Raw genomic sequence first — 21,290 nt, 5'->3', positions numbered from 1 at the left:
GCCTCACCGCGAACGCGGCAGCGAGCGCGCGGCGGGTGGTGAGACGGGAGCCGGAGCGTCGCTCTGCTGGCCGGGGGAAGTTCCCCGGGCCGACGCTGCCGGCGAGAGGCGGGCCGCTGCTGCGGCTCGGTGCGACCGGGAGCAGATCTCGTGGTCGACGTTCTCCGTGACGAGATGCAGCTCCTCGCCGAGGTCGGTCAGCCGGGAGGCGATGGCGCCCAATTCAGACGCGCTGCTTCGGGCGCCGTGGGCGCGACACCACTCGGAGGCGGTTTCGAGCATCTGGTGCAGGTGGGCCACCGCGCCGAAGTCCTTCGTGACGGCCTCGTGGAACAGGTCGGTGAACTCCTCGGTTCGGGCTGCGGCGAGGCGGTCGTTCCAGTCCACGGTCGGTGAGACGCCGCCCGGACTCGCGGCCGGGCCTTGGCCGCCCTCGTGGACCCGGTGTGCTGGTCGAGGTACGGTTGATGGCGTGACCCAACGCCTGTAAGTGGTAGAGAAGTTGGGCTAAGCCGACATGCGGGCGTCGGTGTCGAACAGCTCGCGCTCGGCCGGATGCAGGATGTGCTGGGTGATGAAGCTCCGGCCTGCGACTTTCCACAGGCCTCGGCCCTTGGTCAGGGCGGACACGGCCTGGGTTTCGACACCGGTCAGGCCGAGCAGCGACGCGGCGGCGGCGAGCTGGTCGGGCTCCTGGCGGTAGATGATGCGGGTGGAGCAGTCGGCGAGGAGGCCCTCGGCCAGTACCCGGCCGCGCGAGCCGGCGTCGCCCGCGCTCAGCAGATCGCTGAGGCGGTGGATGACCATCAGGTTCGCGATGCCGAGACCGCGGCTGAGCTTCCACTGGCTCTGCATGCGCTCCAGGAGGCCGACGTGCCTCATCACACGCCATGCCTCGTCGTAGATCACCCAACGTCGGCCGCCGTCCGGGTCGGCGAGCGCGGACTCCATCCAGGCGCTCGCGCAGGTCATCGCGAGGACCAGGGCGGTGTCGTCGCCCGAGCCGCCGAGCCGGGAGAGGTCGATCGACAACATCGGGGTGGTCGGGTCGAAGGCCACGGTCGAGGGCGCGTCGAACATGCCGCTCAAGTCGCCGTGGACCAGACGGCGCAGGGCATGCGCGAGGTCCTGCGCGGCGGGCCCCATGTGCCCGGCCTGGTCGCCGAGTGCCCGGTCGAGGCGTTCGGGCGAGCCGAGGGTGTGCGCGATTTCGCCGAGCAGGGGCACGGTGCCGCCGGCCTTGGCTTCGGCGACGACCAGGTCCAGCGCGAGATCGAGGGCTGTGTGCTCCATCGGCTGGAGATCGCGCTTCAGCACGGTGCGCGCGAGGCCGGCCAGGAGCAGGAGGCGGCGCTTGCGGACCTCGGTCGACCAGTCGTCCTCGCTCACCGAGGCGGGCCGGGCCGGAGCATCCAACGGGTTCAGCCTGCCCGGGAGCCCCGGTCCCAGGGCGATGCTGTAGCCGCCGAGAGCCTGCGCGACGGCCGTCCACTCCCCTTTGGGGTCGCAGGGCACGTAGACCCGGTAGCTGTGGGCAATCGCCCTGGTGGCGATGGACTTGGCCAGTGCTGACTTGCCCATGCCGATGATGCCGGCCAGGACCGCGTTGGGGTTGGTGAAGCCTTCGATCCGGCCGCTGCTGTACAGCGAGAACGGGTCGTCGCAGAACGCGGCCTCCGCGTGGACATCGCGGCCGATGAAGATGCCCTCCGCGCCCAGTCCGCCTTCCGCGAGGAAGGGGTAGGCGCCGCTGACGGTGGCGGTGGTCATCCGGTGGGCGGGCAGGCTGAGCTTGCCGCCGCGTGCCGAGGAGGAGCCGGGGCGTCCGGACGGGGGATAGGTCGGCCGCAGCTTCGGGTCGAGGGTCTCCTCGTCACTTCGCTTGGGCGGGGCTCCGGCGAGGCGGGCCTGGTGGCGGGCCTCGGCGAAACCGGCGCGGGCGGCTCGCTGCTCGGTGCGCGATGCCTTGCGGGGGACGAACAGGTGGGAGGCGCTGGCGCGGGTGCGGGGCATGAACGGTTCTCCAGACGAGCGGTGGGGTCAGTGGCGGACGAGGCCGGTGAACGGCGCGTGGAGGTCGGCCGGGGTGGTGCGGCGGCGGACCAGGTGCGCGGTGCGCTGGTGGCGCTGGCAGATGGTCAGCTCCGGTGAGCCTTCCGGCAGGCCGGCCTGACACGTCTCACGGTCGGGAACCTCGCCGGAGCCCGTCCGAGGTGCCGCGTGGTAAGCGGCGTGGACGTGGTCGGCGGCCTGCCAGATTCGGGTGCGGGCGGCGCGGAGGTGGTCGCCCTCGATCGGTACGAGCCGGCCTGTGCGGGCGGCGTGGGCGTCGAGCAGGCCGTGCAGCGAGACGAGGTGGGCGTGCAGGGCGTCCAGCTCGGCGCGGGTGGTGACGAGCGGACCGCCTGGCACGTTGAGCGCACGGTGGAAGTCGAGCGCGGCGGTGGCGAAGGGCACGAAGTCCTGCGCGGTCGGGCTGGCGGTGCGGGACATGGGGGTGCTCTTTCGGAAGGGAGGAAGGTCGGCATCAGGCGGCGAGGGCCAGCGGCATGGCGGCGGCGGTGAACGCTTCGGCCTGCTGCCAGGTGAGTGGCCGGAGGTCGAGCTGGGCGCCGACCGCCGCGGTCTCCACGACCGCGCACGCGGACCGCAGCTCCTCCTCGGAGTCGGCCGAGACGGTCAGTAGGCCGGTCAGGGCGACATCCGCGTGGCCCGCGATGAGCTGGCGCTCACGGGACTTGATGTCCTGGTACTCGATTGAGTCCGCTTCGGAGTCGACCTGGCCGCGCCTGGCGCGCTCAGAGGCGTCTGCGATGACCGAAGCCTTCTTGCGCTGGACATCGCGCAGTGCGGCGTCCAGCCCCTTCGGCTCGTAGGACAGCGACAGAGTGCGCCGCACCCCGGCGGTAAACAGGAGCTGGTGCAGGAAGCCCGCCGACGTCTCGGTGCGGGGCCAGTTCTCCACCCAGTACGTGCAGTGGACGGCGGAGTCGGTCGCGATGTGGTCCGACTTCTCGACGACCACGACGGGGCCGGCAGCGGCCGGGTCAGCCTCGGGGCGCCCGGAGGAGGACCAACGGTCCAGTGCGGCAAGGGCCTTGGGGTCGTACGCCGTTCGCACGACTGCCGCGATCTCGTGGGCGGTGAGCCAGCCGGAGGGGTTGAGCCCGGCGGTGCGCGCGGCCTGGTCGAAGGTCGAGGTCAGCTGCGCCAGGACGCTGAAGGACCCGGTCAGGCCGCCTCCGGCCTGGTTGATCAGACGTCGCGCGGCCTTGGCGTCCAGCGACACCGCGACGTACGCCTCGTGCGGCGCCGCCGCCGGGCCCGCGCTCTGGATCAGCTCGCTGTAGATCGCGCCGGCTACCGGGGCGTCGGGCTGGCCGTGCTCCTCCCAGTACCGGCGCAGGGCGTCGCCGGAGTCCGGGACGGTGCGCTCGATCACCTGGATCCGGGCGACCTGACCGGTGCGGGCCAGTGCGGCGAGGGCACGCCCCCAGCCGTTGACGTTGGCGTTCTGGGTGCCCGGGTCGAGCAGCGCGTATGCGCGGGAGGACACCTTGGCGACGGCGGTCAGCGTGCCGGTGTGGGGGTTGTGGACGGCGCCGTACCGGCGGTCGGGTGCGGTGACCACGCGCAGGCTGGCTGCGGTACCGGGCAGGTGGAGGAGTCCTTCGCGGACCGGGCGGCGGGAGGGCCGGGCGAGCCAGATCAGCTGGCCCCGCATCCGGCGGAGCACGTACCGGGTGACGATCGGAGCCCAGTCGGCCAGGGCCCGGCCTCGGTGGCGGACGAAGACGAGCGCCGCGATGGCGGCCCACAGCGGGATGAGTTCGAGAGCGCCGACCACGCCGCGGGCGAGGATCACGGCGAGCAGGAGCAGGCCAGTGAGGCTCACGACGATCAGTTGCGGGGCGGTCAGGCCGAGCAGGATGCCGCGCCTGCTGCGGTGCGGGAACTTCACGGTGGCTGTGGCGGCTGCGGCCTGGGGGTTGTCAGACATGGCGGTTCCAGACAGTGGGAGCGGGCGGGAAGAGGCGGAAGACGCGACGCTCTTCTGGAGGTCATGGCGGGACTCCGTTTCGGGTGGTCGGGGGAACGGGGCGGGCTGGCGGGATGCAGCCCGCCCCCGGGGTGGTGGGTGGGTCAGGACCCGGACGGCGGCTGGTTGGGGTGGACCCAACTCGTCGGAGTCGGGGAGCCGGTCGCCGACGGGCCGGTGGAGGGCGGCGGCGGTACGGCGGGACCGCTGGGCGACACGGCACCTGCGCGGGTCAAGCTGCCACCTGGAGCCGAAGCGCCGGCGCGCTGGGCCGCGGAGGGAGAACCGCCCTCGGAGCCCCCTGCTTCGGTGTCGGCAGGCCGTGTGATCAGCGCGGGGATGCCGGGGCGCTGGATCAGGGCGTGGCCCTTGTCACCGGAGGCGTTCGGGTCCTCGCCGTACCGGAAGCGGGTCTGAGGCTTCGGGGGTCCGGCGTCGATGCCCTCCTTGCTCAGGTTGCCGCCGGTGGGGTTGATGCCGGAGGCGACACCGTCGCTGCCCGCGCCGGGGACCCCGCTCGGCCCCTGCGGAGCAGGAGTGCCGGTGCTGGCCTGCATCGCGAGGCTGCCCGCAGTCTTCGCGGCCCCCGCAGCGACCGCCATGCCGGCGACGCCGGTACGGTGCAGGTCGTCGTGGCCGCCGCCGTCACTCGCCCAGTGGACGAACTTGTAGGTGGCGTAAGGGCAGAGCAGGACCAGGACCATCACGACGATGCCGGCCATCGCGTCGGACAGGGCGGCCAGTCCATCCTTGGCATCCGACTTGCCCATCGCCGAGACGCCGATCAGGAAGACCACGGTCATCAGCAGTTTCGACACGACGAGCGTGGCGGTGGCCTCGATCCAGCCCCGCCGCCAGCGTTTGGCGACCTCCCAGCCGCCGCCGGATCCGGCGAAGACCGCGAGAGCGACCATGATCAGGACGCCGACCTTGCGGGCGACCATCACGCCCCAGTACATGAACGCGCCGATCGCGCAGCCGAAGGCGACCAGGGCTGGGACTGTCCAGCCGAGGCCGTACATCGCCCCCAGGTTGTTGACCTTGATGACGCGGCGGATCGCGTCGTCCACTGAGCTGTTGGCTGCTTGGAACAGGCCGTCGGACAGAGCGTCGACCACGGTGATGGCGACGGAGGTGAAGGCGACGGCGCAGAAGGAGAAGAGGACGCCGGTCATGGTGCCGATCGCGGCTTGGGCGAGGGCGCGTTCGTCCCGTCGCCAGGCCGCGAACATCAACTGGATGCAGAACGTGCCGACGGTCAAGGCGAGTCCGATGGGCAACAGCAGCTCGTAGTTGTCCCGGAACCAACCGGCGTTGAGATCGATGGCGGTGGTTTCGTTGACGGCCTTGGCGGCGAGATCAGCTGCGCTGGCGGCCAGCTCACCCGCTGACTTCGCGATCCACGCCCCGATGCCGTCGGTGACGGTCCCGGCGGGGTTGGTGGCGAAGTCGACGGTGTCGCAGACAGTGCCCATCAGCGGAAGGTCGCAGACTCCCATGGCGGTACCTCCTTTCTGGGGTGTGGGTCAGGGCGCGACGGCCGGCAGGACGCCGGCCAGGGCGCAGGGCTGGGAGGGGCGGCACTGGACCGCGAGGGTGGTGACGCGGTTCTCGGCGCCGCCGTGCGGCGAGCCTTTCCAGGCGATCGACTGTTTGCCGGAGACCGTCACGGCGTAGACGTACGCGGTAGTGATCGCCCCGGGGTCCGCCTGCAGGGCCTGGGTGAACGAGTCGGGGAAGTGGGCTTCGTTCACCGTGGCGGTGGCGAACTGGCCGTTGGCGGCCATTTCCTTCCACAGCACGGGCGAGGGGACGAGTGCGTCGACCGAGGCGGCGTCGGCGTACTTGGTCTTGCTGGTCAGCCACTTGTGCAGGGCGGCCAGCAGCTCATGCTGGGAGTAGGCGCGGGTGTCGTAGGACCACAGCGCTGCGGCTGCCGCCTTCCCGAAGGTGATCGGGTCGTGCGTGGACGGGGGAACGGGCAGGGCGCTGTGGCTCCCGTGCGGTGGTGATGAGGCGGAAGCGGAAGCGGTCGGGGAGGAGGGGGAAGCCGAACTCGCCTGCGGTGCAGGAGCCTTGGAGGGGGTCCTGCCGTCGCGGGTGAGGTAGGCGGCCAGGCCGGCGAGGGCGACGAGCACCACCAGGACAGCGGTGCCGAGCAGCGCCCGGCGGCGCACGCGCGATGCGCCGCCGGGGTTCGTGGAGCGAGGAGACATCAGTGGACCTGCGTCCCCAGCGTGCTGAAGAACGCCACCACACCATTCGCGGCACCCAGCAGGAGGGCCGCGCTGGCGCTGACCAGCACGCCCTTCTTGCCGCTGGCCTCGGCCTGGTGACCGCCGGAGTGGTGACCCCAGGCCCACACGCCGGCGCTGACGGCGAGCGCGCCGACCACGGCGATGATCCCGAAGAGGTTGATCGAGCCCATCACCTGCTTGAGAACCGAGAGACCCGGCAGCCCGCCCTCGTTCGGTTTGATTCCGGGGTCGTAGGCAAGCTGGACGACCTTGTCGGCGAGGTACATTTTTGTGAACTCCAGTTCGATTCAATGCATGCCAAAGCCCGAGGGGGCGAAGCGGCAGTGCAGGAAGGGGGAGGGAGAGAAGCGCCGGTCAGACGACTCGGCGGGCCGCGAGAATCTGCGGCTTCCAGGACGCGAGGGTCGCGAGGCGGACCACGTCGCCGGTGTGCGGGGCGTGCACGATCAAGCCCTGGCCGACGACCATCCCGACGTGTTCCGGGACTTCGGCAGTCCCGTCGGTGAAGACGAGGTCACCAGGCTGGAGAGCGTCAACCGATACCGGCTTGCCCTCCTTGACCTGCGTGTACGTCGTCCGCGTGAGGGTGACCCCGGCTGCCTTGTACGACTGCTGCATCAACGAGGAGCAGTCGCAGCGGCCCATGGGGTCGGGCCCGTGGGAGTCGGTACAGCTCCCGCCCCACTGGTACGGGGTGTCGAGCTGGCCGAGCGCCCAGCGGATTGCCGTCTGGACCTTGGGCGGAGCGTCTGCCGGGATCTTGTATCCGGCCGGCAATGCGCCGGGCGGGATGGTTCCGAGGTCGGTTCCGTCCCCGCCGCTCGTACAGCCGCCCGCGGTACTCGTCGGAGAACTGCCCGTGCTGGCCGAGCCGGACGCCGATGGGCTCGGCGACGTGCCCCCGGCCTTCGACAGCAACGGCTCGATCGCCTGCTGCAAGGCGGTGGCCAAAGGCTCCCACTTCGCGTAAGCCTCGGGGAAGCCGGACTTCTGCACCGCCTGGGCGGCCTGGGTGACGGACAGGGACTGCCAGCCCGAGACCTTCTCCAGCGCCTCGTAGAACCTCGTCGAGGCGTGCACCGGGTCGAGGATCTCGTTCGCGGTGCCCCATCCCTGCGACGGTCGCTGCTGGAACAACCCAAGGCTGTCGCGGTCGCCGTAATTCAGGTTTCGCAGGCCGCTCTCCTGCAGGGCTGTCGCCAGGGCCACGATCTGCCCCCGGACCGGGATGTTCATCGCGACACCGGTGGCCTGGATGGTCTTGGCGTTGGGCACCTGCTCGGCCGGGTCGTCCAGGCCCGGCACGGAGACCGTCCCCTTGCCGCCGCCGTCCAGGATCGCCTTCACCTGAGCGGCAACGGCTGAGGTATCCACAGCCTGTGTACCGCCGGTCGAGCAGGAGGCCGAGGCACTCCCGGCCCCGATGGCGAGGATCGGAACGGCCAGCAGCAGCGGACCGGAGGCGAAGAGACCGACGACGGCTCCGGTGGTCTTCTTCATCGCCGCCGCTGTTCGCCGGGGCGGACAGCCCGGCCGGGCAACGGGGTTGGGTCAGGGCGTGGGCGTATCAGGGCGTGCTGCATCGCAGCGGCTCCTCGGGTTCGTAGGAGGCGCGGTGCCGACTTCTCGTGCAAAGCCGTCGGCACCGCGCCGATGTGAATCCGCCTCTCAGGGCGGGCCCGTGTCAGGGGAGTTGGTAGCTCCCGGACGCCGGTCTCAGGTCATGCGCGGCAGTCGGCCGCGCTCGTAATCTCAGGCGGTGCACCGGGTCTCCTCACGGCTTCGAGAACGGGGGCAACGTGCCTTCCGGGTCGCGCTTTTGGACGCGGCAACACGGATCAGCACAGGCCAGCTGGGGTGGAGACGGGCTCCGCCTCGGTGACACGGCGAGACAGTAGACCGGGATTCCGGCCGCACCAAACGACTGCCGAACCCGGGCCCGAAGCACGGCGCAGGCTCGCTAGGTGCGGCCGGAAATCGCGGCTAACCTCCGGCGCAACCCCACTCCGAACGGCCGCTGTTGGCCGCCGTCCGAAGCTGGCCCAGCCCCGTCGTGTCCTGAAAGAGGCCCCGCACATGAGCTACACGCTGCACCGAGGCGACGCCCTCACCGTGCTGAAGACCCTCCCGGACGAGAGCGTCAACGCCGTCATCACCGACCCCCCGTACAACTCCGGCGGACGCACCAGCTCGGACCGCACCGGCCGCACCGCCCGCGCCAAGTACGTCACGGCCGGATCGGCGCACGACCTGCAGAACTTCCCCGGAGAGAACCGCGACCAGCGAAGCTATCGAAGCTGGCTGACCGCGCTGCTCACCGAGGCGTACCGGGCCGCGACCGAGCACTCCGTCGCCATGGTGTTCTCCGACTGGCGCCAGGAGCCGACCACCAGCGACGCCCTGCAGATGGCGGGCTGGACCTGGAGCGGCACGATCCCCTGGATCAAGCCCGCCAGCCGGCCCCGCAAGGGCGGGCCGAAGCAGGACTCGGAGTTCATCATCTGGGGCGTCAAGGGCTCTCTCGACAACGCCCGCGACCTCTACCTGCCGGGTCACTACATCGCCTCCCAGCCCCGTAAGGGCCGGGTCCACATTACCCAGAAGCCGGTCGAGGTCATGCAGCAGCTCGTCCAGGTCTGCCCCGAGGGCGGCACCGTGCTCGACCCGTTTACCGGCAGCGGCTCCACGGGGGTCGCGGCCCTGCGCGAGGGACGCCGCTTCGTGGGCGTCGAGCTGTCCGCGCACTACGCCGACGTCGCCGAGCAGCGGCTGCGCGCCGAACTGACGAAGGGCGACTTCGACTTGGCCGGACCGGGAGCGTGATCATGAGAGCGAAGAGCCAGGGGCCGGCGGGCCGCAGACGCCGAAGGGCGGCTGAAGCATCGACGATACGCCAGCCGCCCTTCTCGTTTCGTCGGGCCGCACTACCTTCTTGATCGGGCTGATCGAGCCATTCGTAGGGTTGGGTCACACAGGGGCGCTGGGCGTGGCTTTCAGGCCGCTGCCGCTCAGCGCCCCACGACGACTCGGCCGCCGATTAGGAAGTGCGAACACGTCGCTGTGTAGAGCAATGCCGACGAGGTCGTCCGTGGCACGAAGAGTACGAACACGCGTGTCAGGAGCGCGACGAGCCGGAGATGGGCGGGGATCGACGTCGGCAAGGGCCACCATCACGGCCTTGCCCTGGACGTGGACGGCAAGACATTACTGTCGCGGCGGGTCGCCAATTAGGAACCCGAGCTGCTGCTGGCCTTGCTGGTCAGCCACGGCCAAAAGGTCCTCAACATGCCCGGCCGACTGGTGAACCGGGCGTCCGACGGCTACCGCGGCGAGGGCAAGTCCGCCGCCGTCGATGCGTACGTGATCGCCGACCAGGCCAGGAGGCGCCGAGACCTGCTGCCCATCCGCCCCGGCGACGAGGCAGCGGGGCCCCTCGCGCTCCTCGTCCTGGATCGCCACGCGTCGACTGATGGATAGACAGGGTCAGCAGTCGAACAATGTCAGCTGGTCGGCTGTCTCGACGGCGTCGGTCTCCTCCTCCAGGCCGGCTGCCACGCTGTTGACGGGGTCGGAATCCGCGACCGGGTCCATGACCTCCGGTGCGTCCGAAGGAGTTTCAGCTGCGGCCCGGTGCGGCAGTACGTAGTCCTGACCGAGACCTGCAAGGTGTAGCGGGAGCGGCAGTGAGAGTGCTTCCGGGTAGTCCGGCGGCTGGCGCAGCAGGTGGACCGCGGAGGCGAGGGCCTGTGGATCGTCGCCAGCTTCCGGGTGGCAGCCGAGAACCGAGATCTCCAAAAGATCGGGGGTCCAACCGACCATGCCGGTGTCGATGGTGAGTTCGCCTTTACGTTTACCCATCCGGATAGGGCGGGGCGCAAGTTTGTCGGCTTCGACGGCGGAGGACTTGAACTGCACCGGCTTGGAGTTGGCCGAGTGAAAGACCCTGCCATCGGGTTCGCTTCCTGCGGGGCGCCACAGACCTGCCGCGATGCCATTCGCTCCGTCGCCCGGATTTACGCCCCACCACTGCGGGGTTTCGCGTCCTCGCCCGGTACGGACCCGGACCAGGCGCAGATCGGGATCGAGGCGCCGGGAATCCGCCTCACCGTCCCGCATGCGATCGGATTCGGTACGGCCGTCCTGGAGCCACGTCCAGTGAGAGCGGGCGTTCTGGGCTTCGACCAGGAGGAGTGTGGGTTCATGCCGGAGCGAGGCACGGATCCGGTGCAGCCATTCCTCTGCGCGCCGACGTTGCTCCGCACGGTCTGAGTGCCAGCTTCGGCGCCGGGGAATCTTTTCCCCCGTACGCGGCGCGGGCAGCGGGGGTCGAACCTCGGCGAGCCGGGTGAGCCTGATCAGCATGGTCGGGTACGGGACCCAGGCGCCCACACCGTCGTCCGCGTCCGGATCCCACCCCTGAATCCTGGACATACCGTCACCCTCGGGAGTGACCAGGACCCCTACCGGAACATCCGTGGCCCACCGGTTCCGGCTGGTGCGGTTCCTGCGGACCATCCACACGGCCGCATGGCGCAGTCCGTCAGGTAGGCCGCTGTCGATCCCGAGCTCGGGGTACACCCGCGCGCCGAGCTGGCGCAGTCCGTCGTCCCAGGCCATGCGGGCACGGTGATGCTGATTGCCGACGGTGTTGTAGCCCTTGACCTTCTTGGGGACAGCGAGGAACTGGGAGACGAGGCCCGCGTCAGCGAATCCAAGCCGGAGAGCGAACTTCGAGTCGTGGTCGGTACTCGCGAAGTCGCCAGGCCGGTCGATCTCCACCAGCGCGAGAGCCGGCGGGGTGCTCCGCTCAGATTCACGGTCCTCGCTGGCCCGGAGCCAGCTGGCTGTCTCCTTACGGCGGGAATGCAGGGCCGCCGACACGACGGCTTCCGTTCGGCGGCCCTCCGCGGGGAGCTCCAGGCCGTCGGTGAGCGCCACCGTGCTTCCGTCGGCACGACAGTGGACAGGGCGGAAACAGTTCAGCCGAACAACGAGTTCGGGTGTGCTCCACTTCAGGGCGACGGGCCGGTCGGCACGGGCGTCGCGATGGGCTGTCTCGTCAGTTCCGGCCGCGATGGCGGCGGCGTCCGCATCCACGGGCCCGGGCAGACCGAGCAGTTCCACAAGTGCGGTGATCGCAGTCTGCCGCATCCCGGCGTTCTGCCACACCAGCTGGAGTTCGAGGATGGGCCGGCCACCGTCGACGGGACCGCCGTACGCGGAGACCGCGAGAGCGGTGGCACGCCTCCGCTCGGACGTCCTGCGTGCTTCCTCCGCCTCCTTCTCGTCCGGCTTCACGTTCGTCGGCGGGGCGTTGAGGGGGCGCTTGCCCGTCAGGCCGACCCGCTGGTGGGGCGGGGCGGTGCGTAGCTCTCCGGGCACTGCCTGCCCGGCCCATTCGGTGAGCCGGGAGACCTGGTCCGGCATCAGGCCGGGGCCGACCTCATGGCGCCCCATCGCGGTGCGGAAGACGATGCCGGCGCGCGCCCCGTCGGCGAGCCATTTCTCGGGGTCTGTGAGCAGGTCTTCGGCTCCGGGCAGCTGTTCGCCAAGGACGACTCCGCCGAGAAGTCTGGCCGGTCCGCCGTGGGCCCAGCGGTCGCTGAAGGTTCCCGTGTCGCGGTCGCGGTACCGCTCCAGCTGGGCGACGGCGAACCTTTCGCTGAGCGGTACGCCGGGCAGAACCGGGACCCTGGGGCGCAGCAGGACGGAAGTGCGGCTGCCGTAGGGGAGCCTCAGGCGACCGCCCGCAGGGCTCACCCGTGTCGCCCAGCGACGGATGCTCCAGTGCAAGTGGTAGCGGGGAAGCGGGTCGAAGGGCACGGTGTGCAAGGTGATGTTGAGGATGATCGAGAACCACCAGACGCCCTTGGAGCCGCCCGCATCGTGCGGAAGCGGCTGCGAGACGAGTTCGGCGCCCTTGTCACGGGGGCCGCGTGGCATGGCCCGGAAATGGAGGGAGCCTCCTTCGAATGGGTAAGGGCCGAGGTCGAGGATGCGTCGGGCCAGCCAGTCCGGAGTGAGCGTGAACTGGTGTCCGCCGGGGGCGGCGGTGCCTCCGTCGGTACGGTCGCATGCGACGAGTTCACGCTCGACCGCTTCCCACTGCGGAGTGTGTGCGGCGAGCTCGGCACGTGTCTGACGGAGCAGGCCGCGGTGCTCCGGCTCGGGACGGAGGTCGCGCAACCAGTGTGCGATGAGGGTCGCGAGGACCTCGGGCGGCAGCGGGTCCGGGATGTCGGCGTCTGCGTACAGCCAGCGCGCGGGATCGCCCTCGGTGCGTGCTCCGAATGGGCGAGGCATGACCAGGACGTCGGGTGCGTAAGCCTGGATCGCCTGCTCCAGGGCCCGGGTGGGTGCGGTGCGCCAGGGCTCCGCGTCCTCGTCACGGCCGGCGTTGCAGAGTTCGAGGACGCAGTCGCGCCACTGTTCGGGAAAGGCCAGAGCCCGGTAGCGGCCGATGACGGAGGCGTCCCAGCCGCCCGGGAGCCAAGATGCGGTACAGACGTTCTGGTAGTTCACGGGCATGTCGTGGGTCTTCCCTCGGCGTCTGAGCGGTACTGGATGGCATCGGAGAGATGCCGGAGCGGAATGTCGGGCCGGGTGCCGCGCCTCTGCGCCGTGCAAGCCGTCGTAGGGCCAGCGCGTGCACCCTCAGGGAGCAGGGTTGAGGTGGTCGATCCGTCCGAGTGCGCTGTACAGGGGGCTGTAGAGGAGACGGGCCACCGCCGGGTCGGCAGGATCTGCAAAGCCCGGGCCGGAGTTCAGAAGATGCGCAGGAGCGAAGTAGGGGTCGAGTACGGCCCGCAGGGCGTGCAGGAGCCCGGCGTCAAGCCGCCGGCTCCCGGTCGGCCGGGCAGCGGGGGCGGAGGCCCAGGCGGCTGCCGGTGCGAAGGCAGCGTCGACGAAGAGCACCCGGGCAGGCACTCCGCCACGTACGAGACGGCCGATGACCTGCCACATTGTGACCAGTTGGTCCCAGGCAAAGGCGCGCTTCTCCCAGGGCCGGAGTGCGGAGTAGGCGTAGCGGCGGGAGAGCAGTCGGCGCCATTCCTTCCGGGCTTCCTGACGCAATGCGTGGCCCGCCCTGTCAAGGCTCTCAGCCTTGCGCACCAGGTCGGTGAAGGTGGCGGGACCGTCTCGGTCGTCGTCCCGCGACTGGTCTCGGACGAACCGGCTAATCCAGTCGTTGAGGGCGTGGACGGAGAGGGAGAGATCGTCGGGGCGGGGGTGCGGACGGGCGAGGAAAACGGCGGTACCGAAGGCCGCCCTGCCCTGCGAGTTGAGGATGTTGTGGCCGCGTTCCACGGCCATCAGCGGGGCGACGAGGATCTCAGCTTCGGGATCCTCGGCGAAGGTGGCGAGGTCGCCCCGGCGGAGGCTGGCCAAGAGGTCTGGGCCATCCACACCGGGCAGGTGCCCCAGGTCGGCGTCGTCCGGTACGAGGACACGAACCCGGCCCTTCCACCGCTCCGAGCGCTGACCTTCGACGGTCGCGGCCACGGCGTACGCTTCACGGTAACTGCCCACCAGGAGCAGGACACGCCGACGGTGGTCGTCGGGAATGCGGGCGAGTTCCTGATCGAGGACGCTACCCGCACCGCCGGCTCCGGGCCTGGCCAACCGCTCGGCCATGGCTCTGGCCTGAGGGATGCGTGCTTCGAGGGCGGTGCCGGAGAGCCGCATAGGTTCTCCGGCAGCGTCATAGAGGAAGTGCGTGGCGAACCGGGTCTGGCCGACACCCTCCAGGGATGCCTCCGACGGCATGAGGACCGCTCCGACGGGGGCCAGGATGTGGGCTCGTGTGGACTCCCCTGCCCAGCTGGTCCCCGACATGAGCACGACGTTGGGGCCAGGGCGCCCGGTCTCGCAGTCCTCGCCGAGGCTGGTCAGAGAGAGCAGGAGTTCACGGCCGACGCCCGCGCAGCGGAAAAAGCGCAGCGTACCGGTGGTACGGCCCACTTCATCGTACGTGTCCTCGTGCGGTTGGTACTGGTAGCCCAGGACGTTGCCCATGGGGGCCTCGGGGATGAGCGGTGCGTAGTCGAGAGGCGCGCGGCGGGCCAGCTCCTTCCCCTGCCGGTCGAGGCGGAGGACCGCCTCCACCATGGGCCAGAGAAAGGTGAGCCGGTCCAGTCGCTGGTGGAGTACGGAGAGGAGGAGAACGAACTCCAGTCGGTCGCAGGTGGTGTTCCGCCATTCCTCACGCCGGTCCGGGGTCATCTCCGTCAAGATGGGCGTGCTCTGAAGAAGCTCATCGAGCAGGGTGTCGATCCGGTCCCGGGCCGCCGTCGGAGACAGGGTGTGCATCAGGTCCTTCGCGGCATCGGACAGGCGTGTGGCGAGAGGATTCTCGAAGTCCCCGTCGCCCAGCGGATCGTCCCGGAATTCGTCCAGTACCGCGGTGATCGCGGCTCGCCGAGGGTCGACAGCGGTCGTCGTCGCCGCAATGTCCTCCACTCCGTCGGGATCGTCCTCGTACCCCTCATACAGATTGCGCTCGTCTTCGGTAGACGGCTCGGCCGACTCAGGACGACCTGATTCACGAGTCAGCACGAACCATTCCGCGATCAGCTTCTCCTGAAGGGCCCAGGGGCTGAAGTACTCCTGGTCTACCCACTCGCGCAGATCGGTGTCGGAGATGAGGCGCTGGAAGATCCGGTCGGCGGCGATGGCGACGACGGAAAGGGCCGCGTTCCACTGCTCCACGTCCCGATCGGCGAGCAGTAGCCTGCCGCGCCTGCTCAGTTCCTCGATCTTGTGGGTGTGCAGCTGGTCGAGCCATGATTCGGTGCCCGGTTTCACCAGAGTGGCGGAGGGGGCGAAGAGTTCGTCGAAGCGCATCTGTACGGAGTCGGCCTCGTCGACGAAGACCAGGTTGCTGCGCCGACAGGCGAGTTCCAGCTGGCGGAGCCGCTCGTCGTTGAGGTGGGAGGCGACCGGGCTCTGCACCAGGCTTGAGGGGTTGGCGACCCAGATCAGGGCATCGACCTGATGGCGGGCGGCCCGGTGCCGGGGGCATCGTGACCACAGGGGGCAGCCGTGTGGGGTGGCAGTGGCGTCGCCGGCCCGGTCCGGCCCCGCCGGTCGGCGTCGCCGGACCGGCTGTGTCCGTAAGGGGCGCCATGGCTCCGGCAGGGTGGTTTCCGGCTCTTCTCCCGCCTCGGGGTCTTGCTTCTCCTTCTCCGGGTGGAGGCGGGTACAGGGAGCGTCGGCATAGGCGAGGGGCTCGATCGCCTCGGTGCCGCGTAGGGCGTCGGCGACGCAGACGGTGCTGAGGTTGTCGAAGGCGGGAGCGTGGTGGTCGAGAAGGTTGTCGTGGCCGCGGGAAGCGAGCCGGCGGTGGAGGCGCTGCACATGGGTTTCGCGGGTGGAGACGCCGAGTACAGGAACGGCAGGCAGTCCGAGCGTGTCGAACAATTCGCACAGGCGGAGCTGTTCGGCTGCGTCGCCGACTACGAGGGTGGTGCGCATTCCGAGGCGGGCCGCTGTGGCGGCGGCCAGAACCATGAAGGTGCTCTTGCCCGCTCCAACCATGCCTGCTAGGTGCAGCGTGCCGTCCAGGACGATTCGGTCGCTCTCTGTGAACCCTCTGCCGTCGGCGTCGCGCGGGGCAATGCGTAGTTCAGCGAGCCGCTCCTCCCAGTGGCCAGGCCGCTCGACGTCCTCGTCCCGTTCCACCGCGTCCATCCACCGGGCCGTGGAAAGCAGTTGTTGGCGGGTCATCTCGATCGGACCCGAGCGAACGGGGGGCCCCGCGGCAAGATCGTGGCCCTCTGGCCCGTCCTCGATCAGTTCGGCCGGGAAGCGTACGGACGTCGCCCGGTTGCCCTCTTGGAACTCACTGCGTCCGGCCGGGGCGAGCGACAGGGGACGTCGCACGAAGTCGGGAATCCTGGCGAGCGCTTCGTCATAGACGGCGACACGACCGGCGGCCACGGTGGGGACGATCGGACGGGGCGGAGTCCGTACCCCGGGTTCCGGCAAGTGGTAGGCGCGCAACCGGTCCGGCACGCGCCGGTACCGCGACAGGGCGTGCCGCCAGGCATGGCTGCGGCGAAGAGTCCACAGCAGGTGCCGAGCGGCGGCGAGCGCGGTCCGGGCGTTCTCACCGGCGACGAGCCCTTTGGCTTCCGCGTAGGGGTAACCGCCGAGGAGGACGTACGCGCTCTCGGCGGGCTCGTCCGGGGCGATCCGTTCGAGGAGGCGCAGGGCCAGTTCTACCTGGCAAAGGTGGGCAGGCTGGAGGCCTTCGAGGCCCGGCTCCCCTGACCACACTCTCTTCAGGTCGCGGACGACGTCGCGGTTCCAGCTGTTGCGGTCACGCATGGGGAACTCCGTCGGGGGATGTACGGTTCGGGCCTGCCGCCGTGCGGGGGCGGGTGCGCGGCGTCTTCAGGTCACGGAGCCGGGCGGCGGCCCTCGAGACCAGAGCACGGTCGGTGAGCAGGGGAAGGGCGCGGGCGCGGGCGGGCCGGGCGCGGGCGAAGGCCGCCAGATAGCCGGGCCGGGCGGCGATCCTGTGCCGGGGCACCACCCAGAACCCGTCGTCGTACGGCGGGTCTGCGGGTACCGGACGGGCGGATCGGCCGAGAAAGACGGGATGGGCCCAGTCCTTGACGTCGATGGCCCATCGATGTCCGTCGGGGAAGGTGACCAGCAGATCGTAGGCGTCGTATCCGGGCCACATCCGCACGTCGAGTCCGAGGGCGAGCAGGTCCTGTTCCAGATCTGCCTCGGCCCGTCCGGGGCCGGTGACGAACTGCCGCAGTGGTCTCTCGAGTTGGACCGGCCGCCCGACCACCGCCCGTTCCAGTCGTCGCCCTACCGGCGCCGGCCCGATCCGGCGGCAGCGGTCCCGCTCGCACCACCAGGAACCGTCGCGGACTGGGGTCAGCAGGGTGAGGCAGCGCCCACAGGTCGAGTAGTGACCGTCGCGGAGATAGCTGTCCGGGACCTCCTGATAGATCTTCGTGACGAGTTCGTGGACGGGCTCGAGGACCAGGTCCCCGCCGAGGACGGACAGCTCGGCAACGGTCAGCACAGGGCGTCGCACGAGCAGCCTTCTGAACTCCGTGTACGCCTCTTCTTCGCCGTACTCCCGGCACAGCCGCAGCGCGGTGTGCACGATCATGCGGTCACGGAACCGGGCGGCGGTGTCGGGGCAGCGTTCGGCCCACTCGTGACACAGGTCGCCAGGCCTTCCTGAGTCCGGGTCGAGCAGCATGTCCTGCGGGCCCACTGCATCGGAGGGCAGATCAAGAGGCCATTCGGCGAGCGGCAGCGTTCGACAGCGTTCGATCAACTCGGCCAGAGAAGCGGGCGGTTCCTCACCGTGTAGTAGACAGGCCAGGACGGCGCGGTCCAGCGCACGCTGAGCCTCGGCGGGGTAGGGCAGGGTGAAGGCGTCCAGGCCGGTGGTGTCTTCCAGGACGAGTAGCGCCCGAGCGAGGGTCTTCAGCAGCGGCACACCGTCGTGGGCGACCCACTCCTCGGCGGGCAGCGGCAGGGTGTCCTCGTTCAGACTGTCGTGGCGGTGGGTCACGCCGCACCGCCCTGGGTGTCGGATCGCTCGCGGTTCGTGCCGCACCAGCGGGACACCTCGCAGGTACCGCAATCGGTTCTGGGGGCCGGCGCGGCGCGGTAGACGCCGTCGGCGGCCCAGTCGGTGGCGAGTTCGCGCAGTTCGGCACGGGCCCGGGCGGCGGTGCGCGGGTCGTGGGGGTCGAGCAGTTCGAGGCGGACGCCGTCGGGGCGCAGCACCTCCAGTTCGACACGAGAGCGGAGGGTGTCACCGCCGAGCACTCCGCGTTCCATAAGGAGAACGGCGAGCGCCAGCTGCGGGTACTGCCGCATCAGACCTCCGGGATCGGTGTAATCGCTCGTGGTTGTCTTGGTCTCGCGGACCACGACGCCACCCCGGTCGGTGTGGACCAGATCGCAGTCCGCGACCAGGACCACGTCGGCCTGCGGGTCGTAGGCGACGACGCGCCGTTGCGGCTGGACGGCCTCGTGGTCCGCCAGCCCGTCGAGCGGGCAGTGTGCTCGGTGCAGTCGGAGCATGGCGAGGGCTTCGGGCTGTTCGCTGTCGGCGAGTCCGGGCAGCCCTTCGGGGAGGGGGACAGCTCGACAAGGGGTGCGGGAAGGGTCGGCGTGCCTGTCGTTGAGCCAGGCGTCCACCGCCCGCCCCCGGCGGATGGCGGCGTTCTCGGTACGACCGTCGCGGAGCTTGAGGACCCGGACGGCGTGGTAGCGCTCGGCGCAGTCTTTGTAGGCACGCAGGTCGCTGACGGAGAGGCTGCGCCGTTTGCGGGGCGTGGAGTCCACGCCGAGCAGCCCCGGCACCCGGGGAACGGCCGTACAGTCGGGCAGCGCCACACATCGCACGCAGTCACCGCCGGGGCGGGCCTCGGTGGCATCGGCAAGTTCAGCCATGACGGCCGTGACCTTCGTGACGCGGTAGCGCCGCTCGGTCTCGTCCGCCGTCCAGTCGGCGAGTGTCTCCGTGCTGCCGTCAGAGAGGCCGACACCGATCACCCTGACCTGCTGCGGCCGGATGTGCGGGCCGGGCAAGGGGGAGGAGGGGGCGCCGAACGGGGTCAGGGAGGGAAGTCCGCTCAACAGGACATGGGCGACCGCCGCGATCTCCACCGGCGGCCGGTCACGCTTGACGGGACCTAGGGATGGAATCCAGATCTCGCGCACGAGTCCGTCTTCCGAGACGTACTCTCGTCCCCACACGGTGCGTTCGTACTGTGTCGCCCCGCGCGCGTCCGGCTGCGGCAGCTTCTTGCTTCCGGCCACCCATGCGGAATCGACGGCCCGGAGCGGGGCGTGCCCTTCGGCACTCCGGGCGGCCTCCATGTCCGCCCGGACGGCCAGGTAGCGGCGAGCGGCCTCGCGGGCCCAAGCGGCATGGACGGGGGTGCATTTACGGAAGTTCGCCGGATCCGCTGCAGCCTCGTCCAAACTTCGGCTTTTGTGCTCGACGGAGTCGAGCACGGCGAAGAAGGGCTTGAAGGAGAAGTCCTCGACCGGCTTGGCCGGAGGGCGTCCGGGTGGCTTCACCAGGGGACGGGCCCGCAATGCACGACCCAGAGGGCAGCCGGCAGGGTCGGGGCGCACCAGTGCGGATCCGATCCTCAGCAGGCTGCTGTCCCCGATGGCGTGCGGCGGCTTGCGGAACGCGGCCATACAGCCCTCCTCGCGGCGTGGGGTGTCGGGCTTCCCCTCGGTCGACTCTGACAGAAACCATGACGTGGCGGTGTGAACAAAGTCAAGCGACTTCCTGAAAGTGTCTCAGCTTCCGCTACTCTGTGCTTTGGCTGATCGCTGAAGAGCTGGGAGGCGTCCGTATGGAGCGAGGCGAGGCCATCGAAGAGCGTTTCCGAATCGCCGGCGACCGGATAGGGGGTGGAATGGGTGCGGTGTATCGCGCGGTGGACCTGACCGACAACTCTGTTGTCGCCATCAAGTTCCTCGTCCCCGCCGCCGTGCGGGCCGCACTGGACAGCTGGCAGGTCTCACCGACCCCCGCTGAGCGGGGACGCTTCGAACAGGAGATCCGGCTGCACGAGCGCCTGGGCGGCAGCGGTATTCCCGCCCTGATCCACCACGGCCTCTTCCGGCGGCGTCCTTACTTCGCGATGCGGTACATCGACGGAGCGAACCTGCGGACGTTCCTGAACACGAACCGGCCGAGCATCGCGGCAGCGGTCTCGCTCGCCGTTCAGCTCCTGGATACCCTGGCCTTGGTGCACGACGACGGCATCGTGCACCGGGACATCAAACCTCACAACGTCCTGCTCGAAAGCGCCACGGGGCTGGCGTACACGAGTGACTTCGGAATCGCCCTACTCTCCGATCCCGACGCGACCAGATACACCGAGGGGCAAACCCCGGGCACCATGGGTTACAAGGCTCCCGAGGTCCTGGACGGCGAGGAGAACCCCACGAGCTCGGCAGACATCTACGCCGTCGGCTGCCTCTTCTTCGAGCTGGTGACCGGCCGCCCCGTTTTCGACTGCCAGGGCGGCGAACTCAAGACGGGCCATGCCCATCTGTACGATCGTCCGCCCCGTCTCGATGAGATTCTGCCTGGCTTTCCGTCCCCACTCACGGATCTGACCGACCGCATGCTTGCCAAGCAGCCCGGACTGCGCCCCTCCGCACGTGAGGTCGCAGGGATCCTCCGGCCATTCCTGCCGGGCCCCGAGGATCCTGCGCCGCACCCCGCCATCGCCCCCGATCTGACCCTGCCTTTCCGGCGCCCGGTGGACCGGACTCCTCCCGGGCCGACGCCCGCCTCACGGCGCGGCCCCCGCTCCCGGGGCCGACGCCGAGGGTGCACTGTCGATCAGGAGGACTTCCGTCGCACCCTCGTCGCGGCGTTCGAGGAGATCCACCGCACCGGCGTGGGGCCGGGCAGCGCATCCGACCGTCTCGCGGTACTGCTTCCCGCTGCCCTGGGGCGCTGGGGCGCGTTCGACGGCGACGTGCTCACCGCGCGCGTTCTGGTCGCCGACCGGGAAAGGCTCTACAAGCACGGGGTCGGCGCGCGCAAGCGGTACCGGGACATCGTTCGGGATTTGACCGGTATCGCTCGCCCTGGCGAACCGACGTTCGCCGCGTTTCTCGCGGCCCGTATCGGGCTGGCGGAGTGCCGCCTGTCCGAGACAGGCGGAGGAGACCACGTCGACGACGTGCTCTCCGACTGGGCCGAGTGCGCCGCGGAGGTACGGCATGTTCCCGTGGACGCACTGATGGGACGTCGCCACCTGACGACCCTGGTCTGCGAGGTGGGCGAGTACATCGCCGAATGCGGCCACTCCGACTGCGACCATCAGACGACGGCCGCCGCCGTACTGGCGGACCTGCTGGGCGCCGGTGACGACTGAGCCCGGATCCACCGGCTTGATTTCGGAGTGATCGCTTCGGGTGTATTCGAGTGGTCTGGCGGCTGATCTGCGGGTTCGGGCAGGGAGTATCCGCTG

14 protein-coding genes and 1 pseudogene are annotated in these 21,290 nt (G+C 69.9%); 3 read left to right on the top strand and 12 right to left on the bottom strand.

Annotation, left to right across the window (positions count from 1 at the left end; translation table 11 throughout):
* Positions 1–3: 3 nt before the first annotated feature.
* The 8 genes from ABZV34_RS28715 to ABZV34_RS28680 form a co-directional block, all read right to left on the bottom strand.
* Positions 4–387: a hypothetical protein gene (locus ABZV34_RS28715; protein WP_356282683.1), complete on the bottom strand. Its 384-nt coding sequence runs from the start codon at positions 385–387 to the stop codon at positions 4–6.
* A gap of 120 nt (positions 388–507) precedes the next feature.
* Positions 508–2,013, bottom strand: a complete 1,506-nt coding sequence (locus ABZV34_RS28710) for an ATP-binding protein (RefSeq protein WP_356282680.1) — start codon at positions 2,011–2,013, stop codon at positions 508–510.
* Between the two features lie 27 nt (positions 2,014–2,040).
* Positions 2,041–2,493: a DUF6238 family protein gene (locus ABZV34_RS28705; protein WP_356282677.1), complete on the bottom strand. Its 453-nt coding sequence runs from the start codon at positions 2,491–2,493 to the stop codon at positions 2,041–2,043.
* Between the two features lie 34 nt (positions 2,494–2,527).
* Positions 2,528–4,000, bottom strand: a complete 1,473-nt coding sequence (locus ABZV34_RS28700) for an SCO6880 family protein (RefSeq protein WP_356282674.1) — start codon at positions 3,998–4,000, stop codon at positions 2,528–2,530.
* A 143-nt stretch (positions 4,001–4,143) separates the two neighbouring features.
* The gene (locus ABZV34_RS28695; protein ID WP_356282671.1) at positions 4,144–5,538 is read right to left on the bottom strand and encodes an ATP-binding protein; all 1,395 of its coding nucleotides are present in this window, start codon (positions 5,536–5,538) and stop codon (positions 4,144–4,146) included.
* A 27-nt stretch (positions 5,539–5,565) separates the two neighbouring features.
* Positions 5,566–6,255: a hypothetical protein gene (locus ABZV34_RS28690; protein WP_356282668.1), complete on the bottom strand. Its 690-nt coding sequence runs from the start codon at positions 6,253–6,255 to the stop codon at positions 5,566–5,568.
* Positions 6,255–6,563: a DUF6112 family protein gene (locus ABZV34_RS28685; protein WP_356282665.1), complete on the bottom strand. Its 309-nt coding sequence runs from the start codon at positions 6,561–6,563 to the stop codon at positions 6,255–6,257. Before ABZV34_RS28685 ends, ABZV34_RS28690 begins: the two co-directional genes overlap by 1 nt.
* A gap of 88 nt (positions 6,564–6,651) precedes the next feature.
* Positions 6,652–7,797 carry a C40 family peptidase gene (locus ABZV34_RS28680; RefSeq protein ID WP_356282662.1) on the bottom strand — a complete coding sequence of 382 codons (1,146 nt, stop codon included), beginning with the start codon at positions 7,795–7,797 and terminating at the stop codon, positions 6,652–6,654.
* 576 nt (positions 7,798–8,373) lie between these two features.
* On the opposite strand from ABZV34_RS28680, the gene ABZV34_RS28675 reads away from it, so the two are divergent.
* Positions 8,374–9,120 (top strand): site-specific DNA-methyltransferase, encoded by a 747-nt coding sequence (locus tag ABZV34_RS28675; RefSeq protein WP_356282659.1) that lies wholly within the window; start codon positions 8,374–8,376, stop codon positions 9,118–9,120.
* A gap of 324 nt (positions 9,121–9,444) precedes the next feature.
* Positions 9,445–9,702, top strand: a pseudogene (locus ABZV34_RS28670) (transposase); the annotation flags it as partial.
* Positions 9,703–9,780: 78 nt separating this feature from the next.
* Here the strand turns inward: ABZV34_RS28670 and ABZV34_RS28665 are convergent.
* The 4 genes from ABZV34_RS28665 to ABZV34_RS28650 all read right to left on the bottom strand — a co-directional run bounded on the left by ABZV34_RS28665 (position 9,781) and on the right by ABZV34_RS28650 (position 19,491).
* Complete coding sequence (locus ABZV34_RS28665) at positions 9,781–12,825, bottom strand: DUF3962 domain-containing protein (protein WP_356282656.1); 3,045 nt, start codon at positions 12,823–12,825, stop codon at positions 9,781–9,783.
* 126 nt (positions 12,826–12,951) lie between these two features.
* A complete protein-coding gene (locus ABZV34_RS28660) occupies positions 12,952–16,626 on the bottom strand; it encodes a hypothetical protein (RefSeq protein ID WP_356282653.1) in 3,675 nt (1,224 codons plus the stop codon).
* Complete coding sequence (locus ABZV34_RS28655) at positions 16,619–17,842, bottom strand: hypothetical protein (protein ID WP_356282650.1); 1,224 nt, start codon at positions 17,840–17,842, stop codon at positions 16,619–16,621. The genes ABZV34_RS28660 and ABZV34_RS28655 overlap by 8 nt, the downstream gene beginning before the upstream one ends.
* Positions 17,839–19,491, bottom strand: a complete 1,653-nt coding sequence (locus ABZV34_RS28650; protein ID WP_356282647.1) for a PD-(D/E)XK nuclease family protein — start codon at positions 19,489–19,491, stop codon at positions 17,839–17,841. Before ABZV34_RS28650 ends, ABZV34_RS28655 begins: the two co-directional genes overlap by 4 nt.
* A gap of 224 nt (positions 19,492–19,715) precedes the next feature.
* On the opposite strand from ABZV34_RS28650, the gene ABZV34_RS28645 reads away from it, so the two are divergent.
* Positions 19,716–21,194 carry a serine/threonine-protein kinase gene (locus ABZV34_RS28645; RefSeq protein WP_356282644.1) on the top strand — a complete coding sequence of 493 codons (1,479 nt, stop codon included), beginning with the start codon at positions 19,716–19,718 and terminating at the stop codon, positions 21,192–21,194.
* Positions 21,195–21,290: the final 96 nt, after the last annotated feature.

The sequence above is a fragment of the Streptomyces sp. NPDC005195 genome (assembly GCF_040608315.1).
Classification (GTDB): domain Bacteria; phylum Actinomycetota; class Actinomycetes; order Streptomycetales; family Streptomycetaceae; genus Streptomyces; species Streptomyces kaempferi.
The sequence above is the reverse complement of the archived record's forward strand: the minus strand, read 5'-3'. Positions and strand labels throughout refer to the sequence as shown.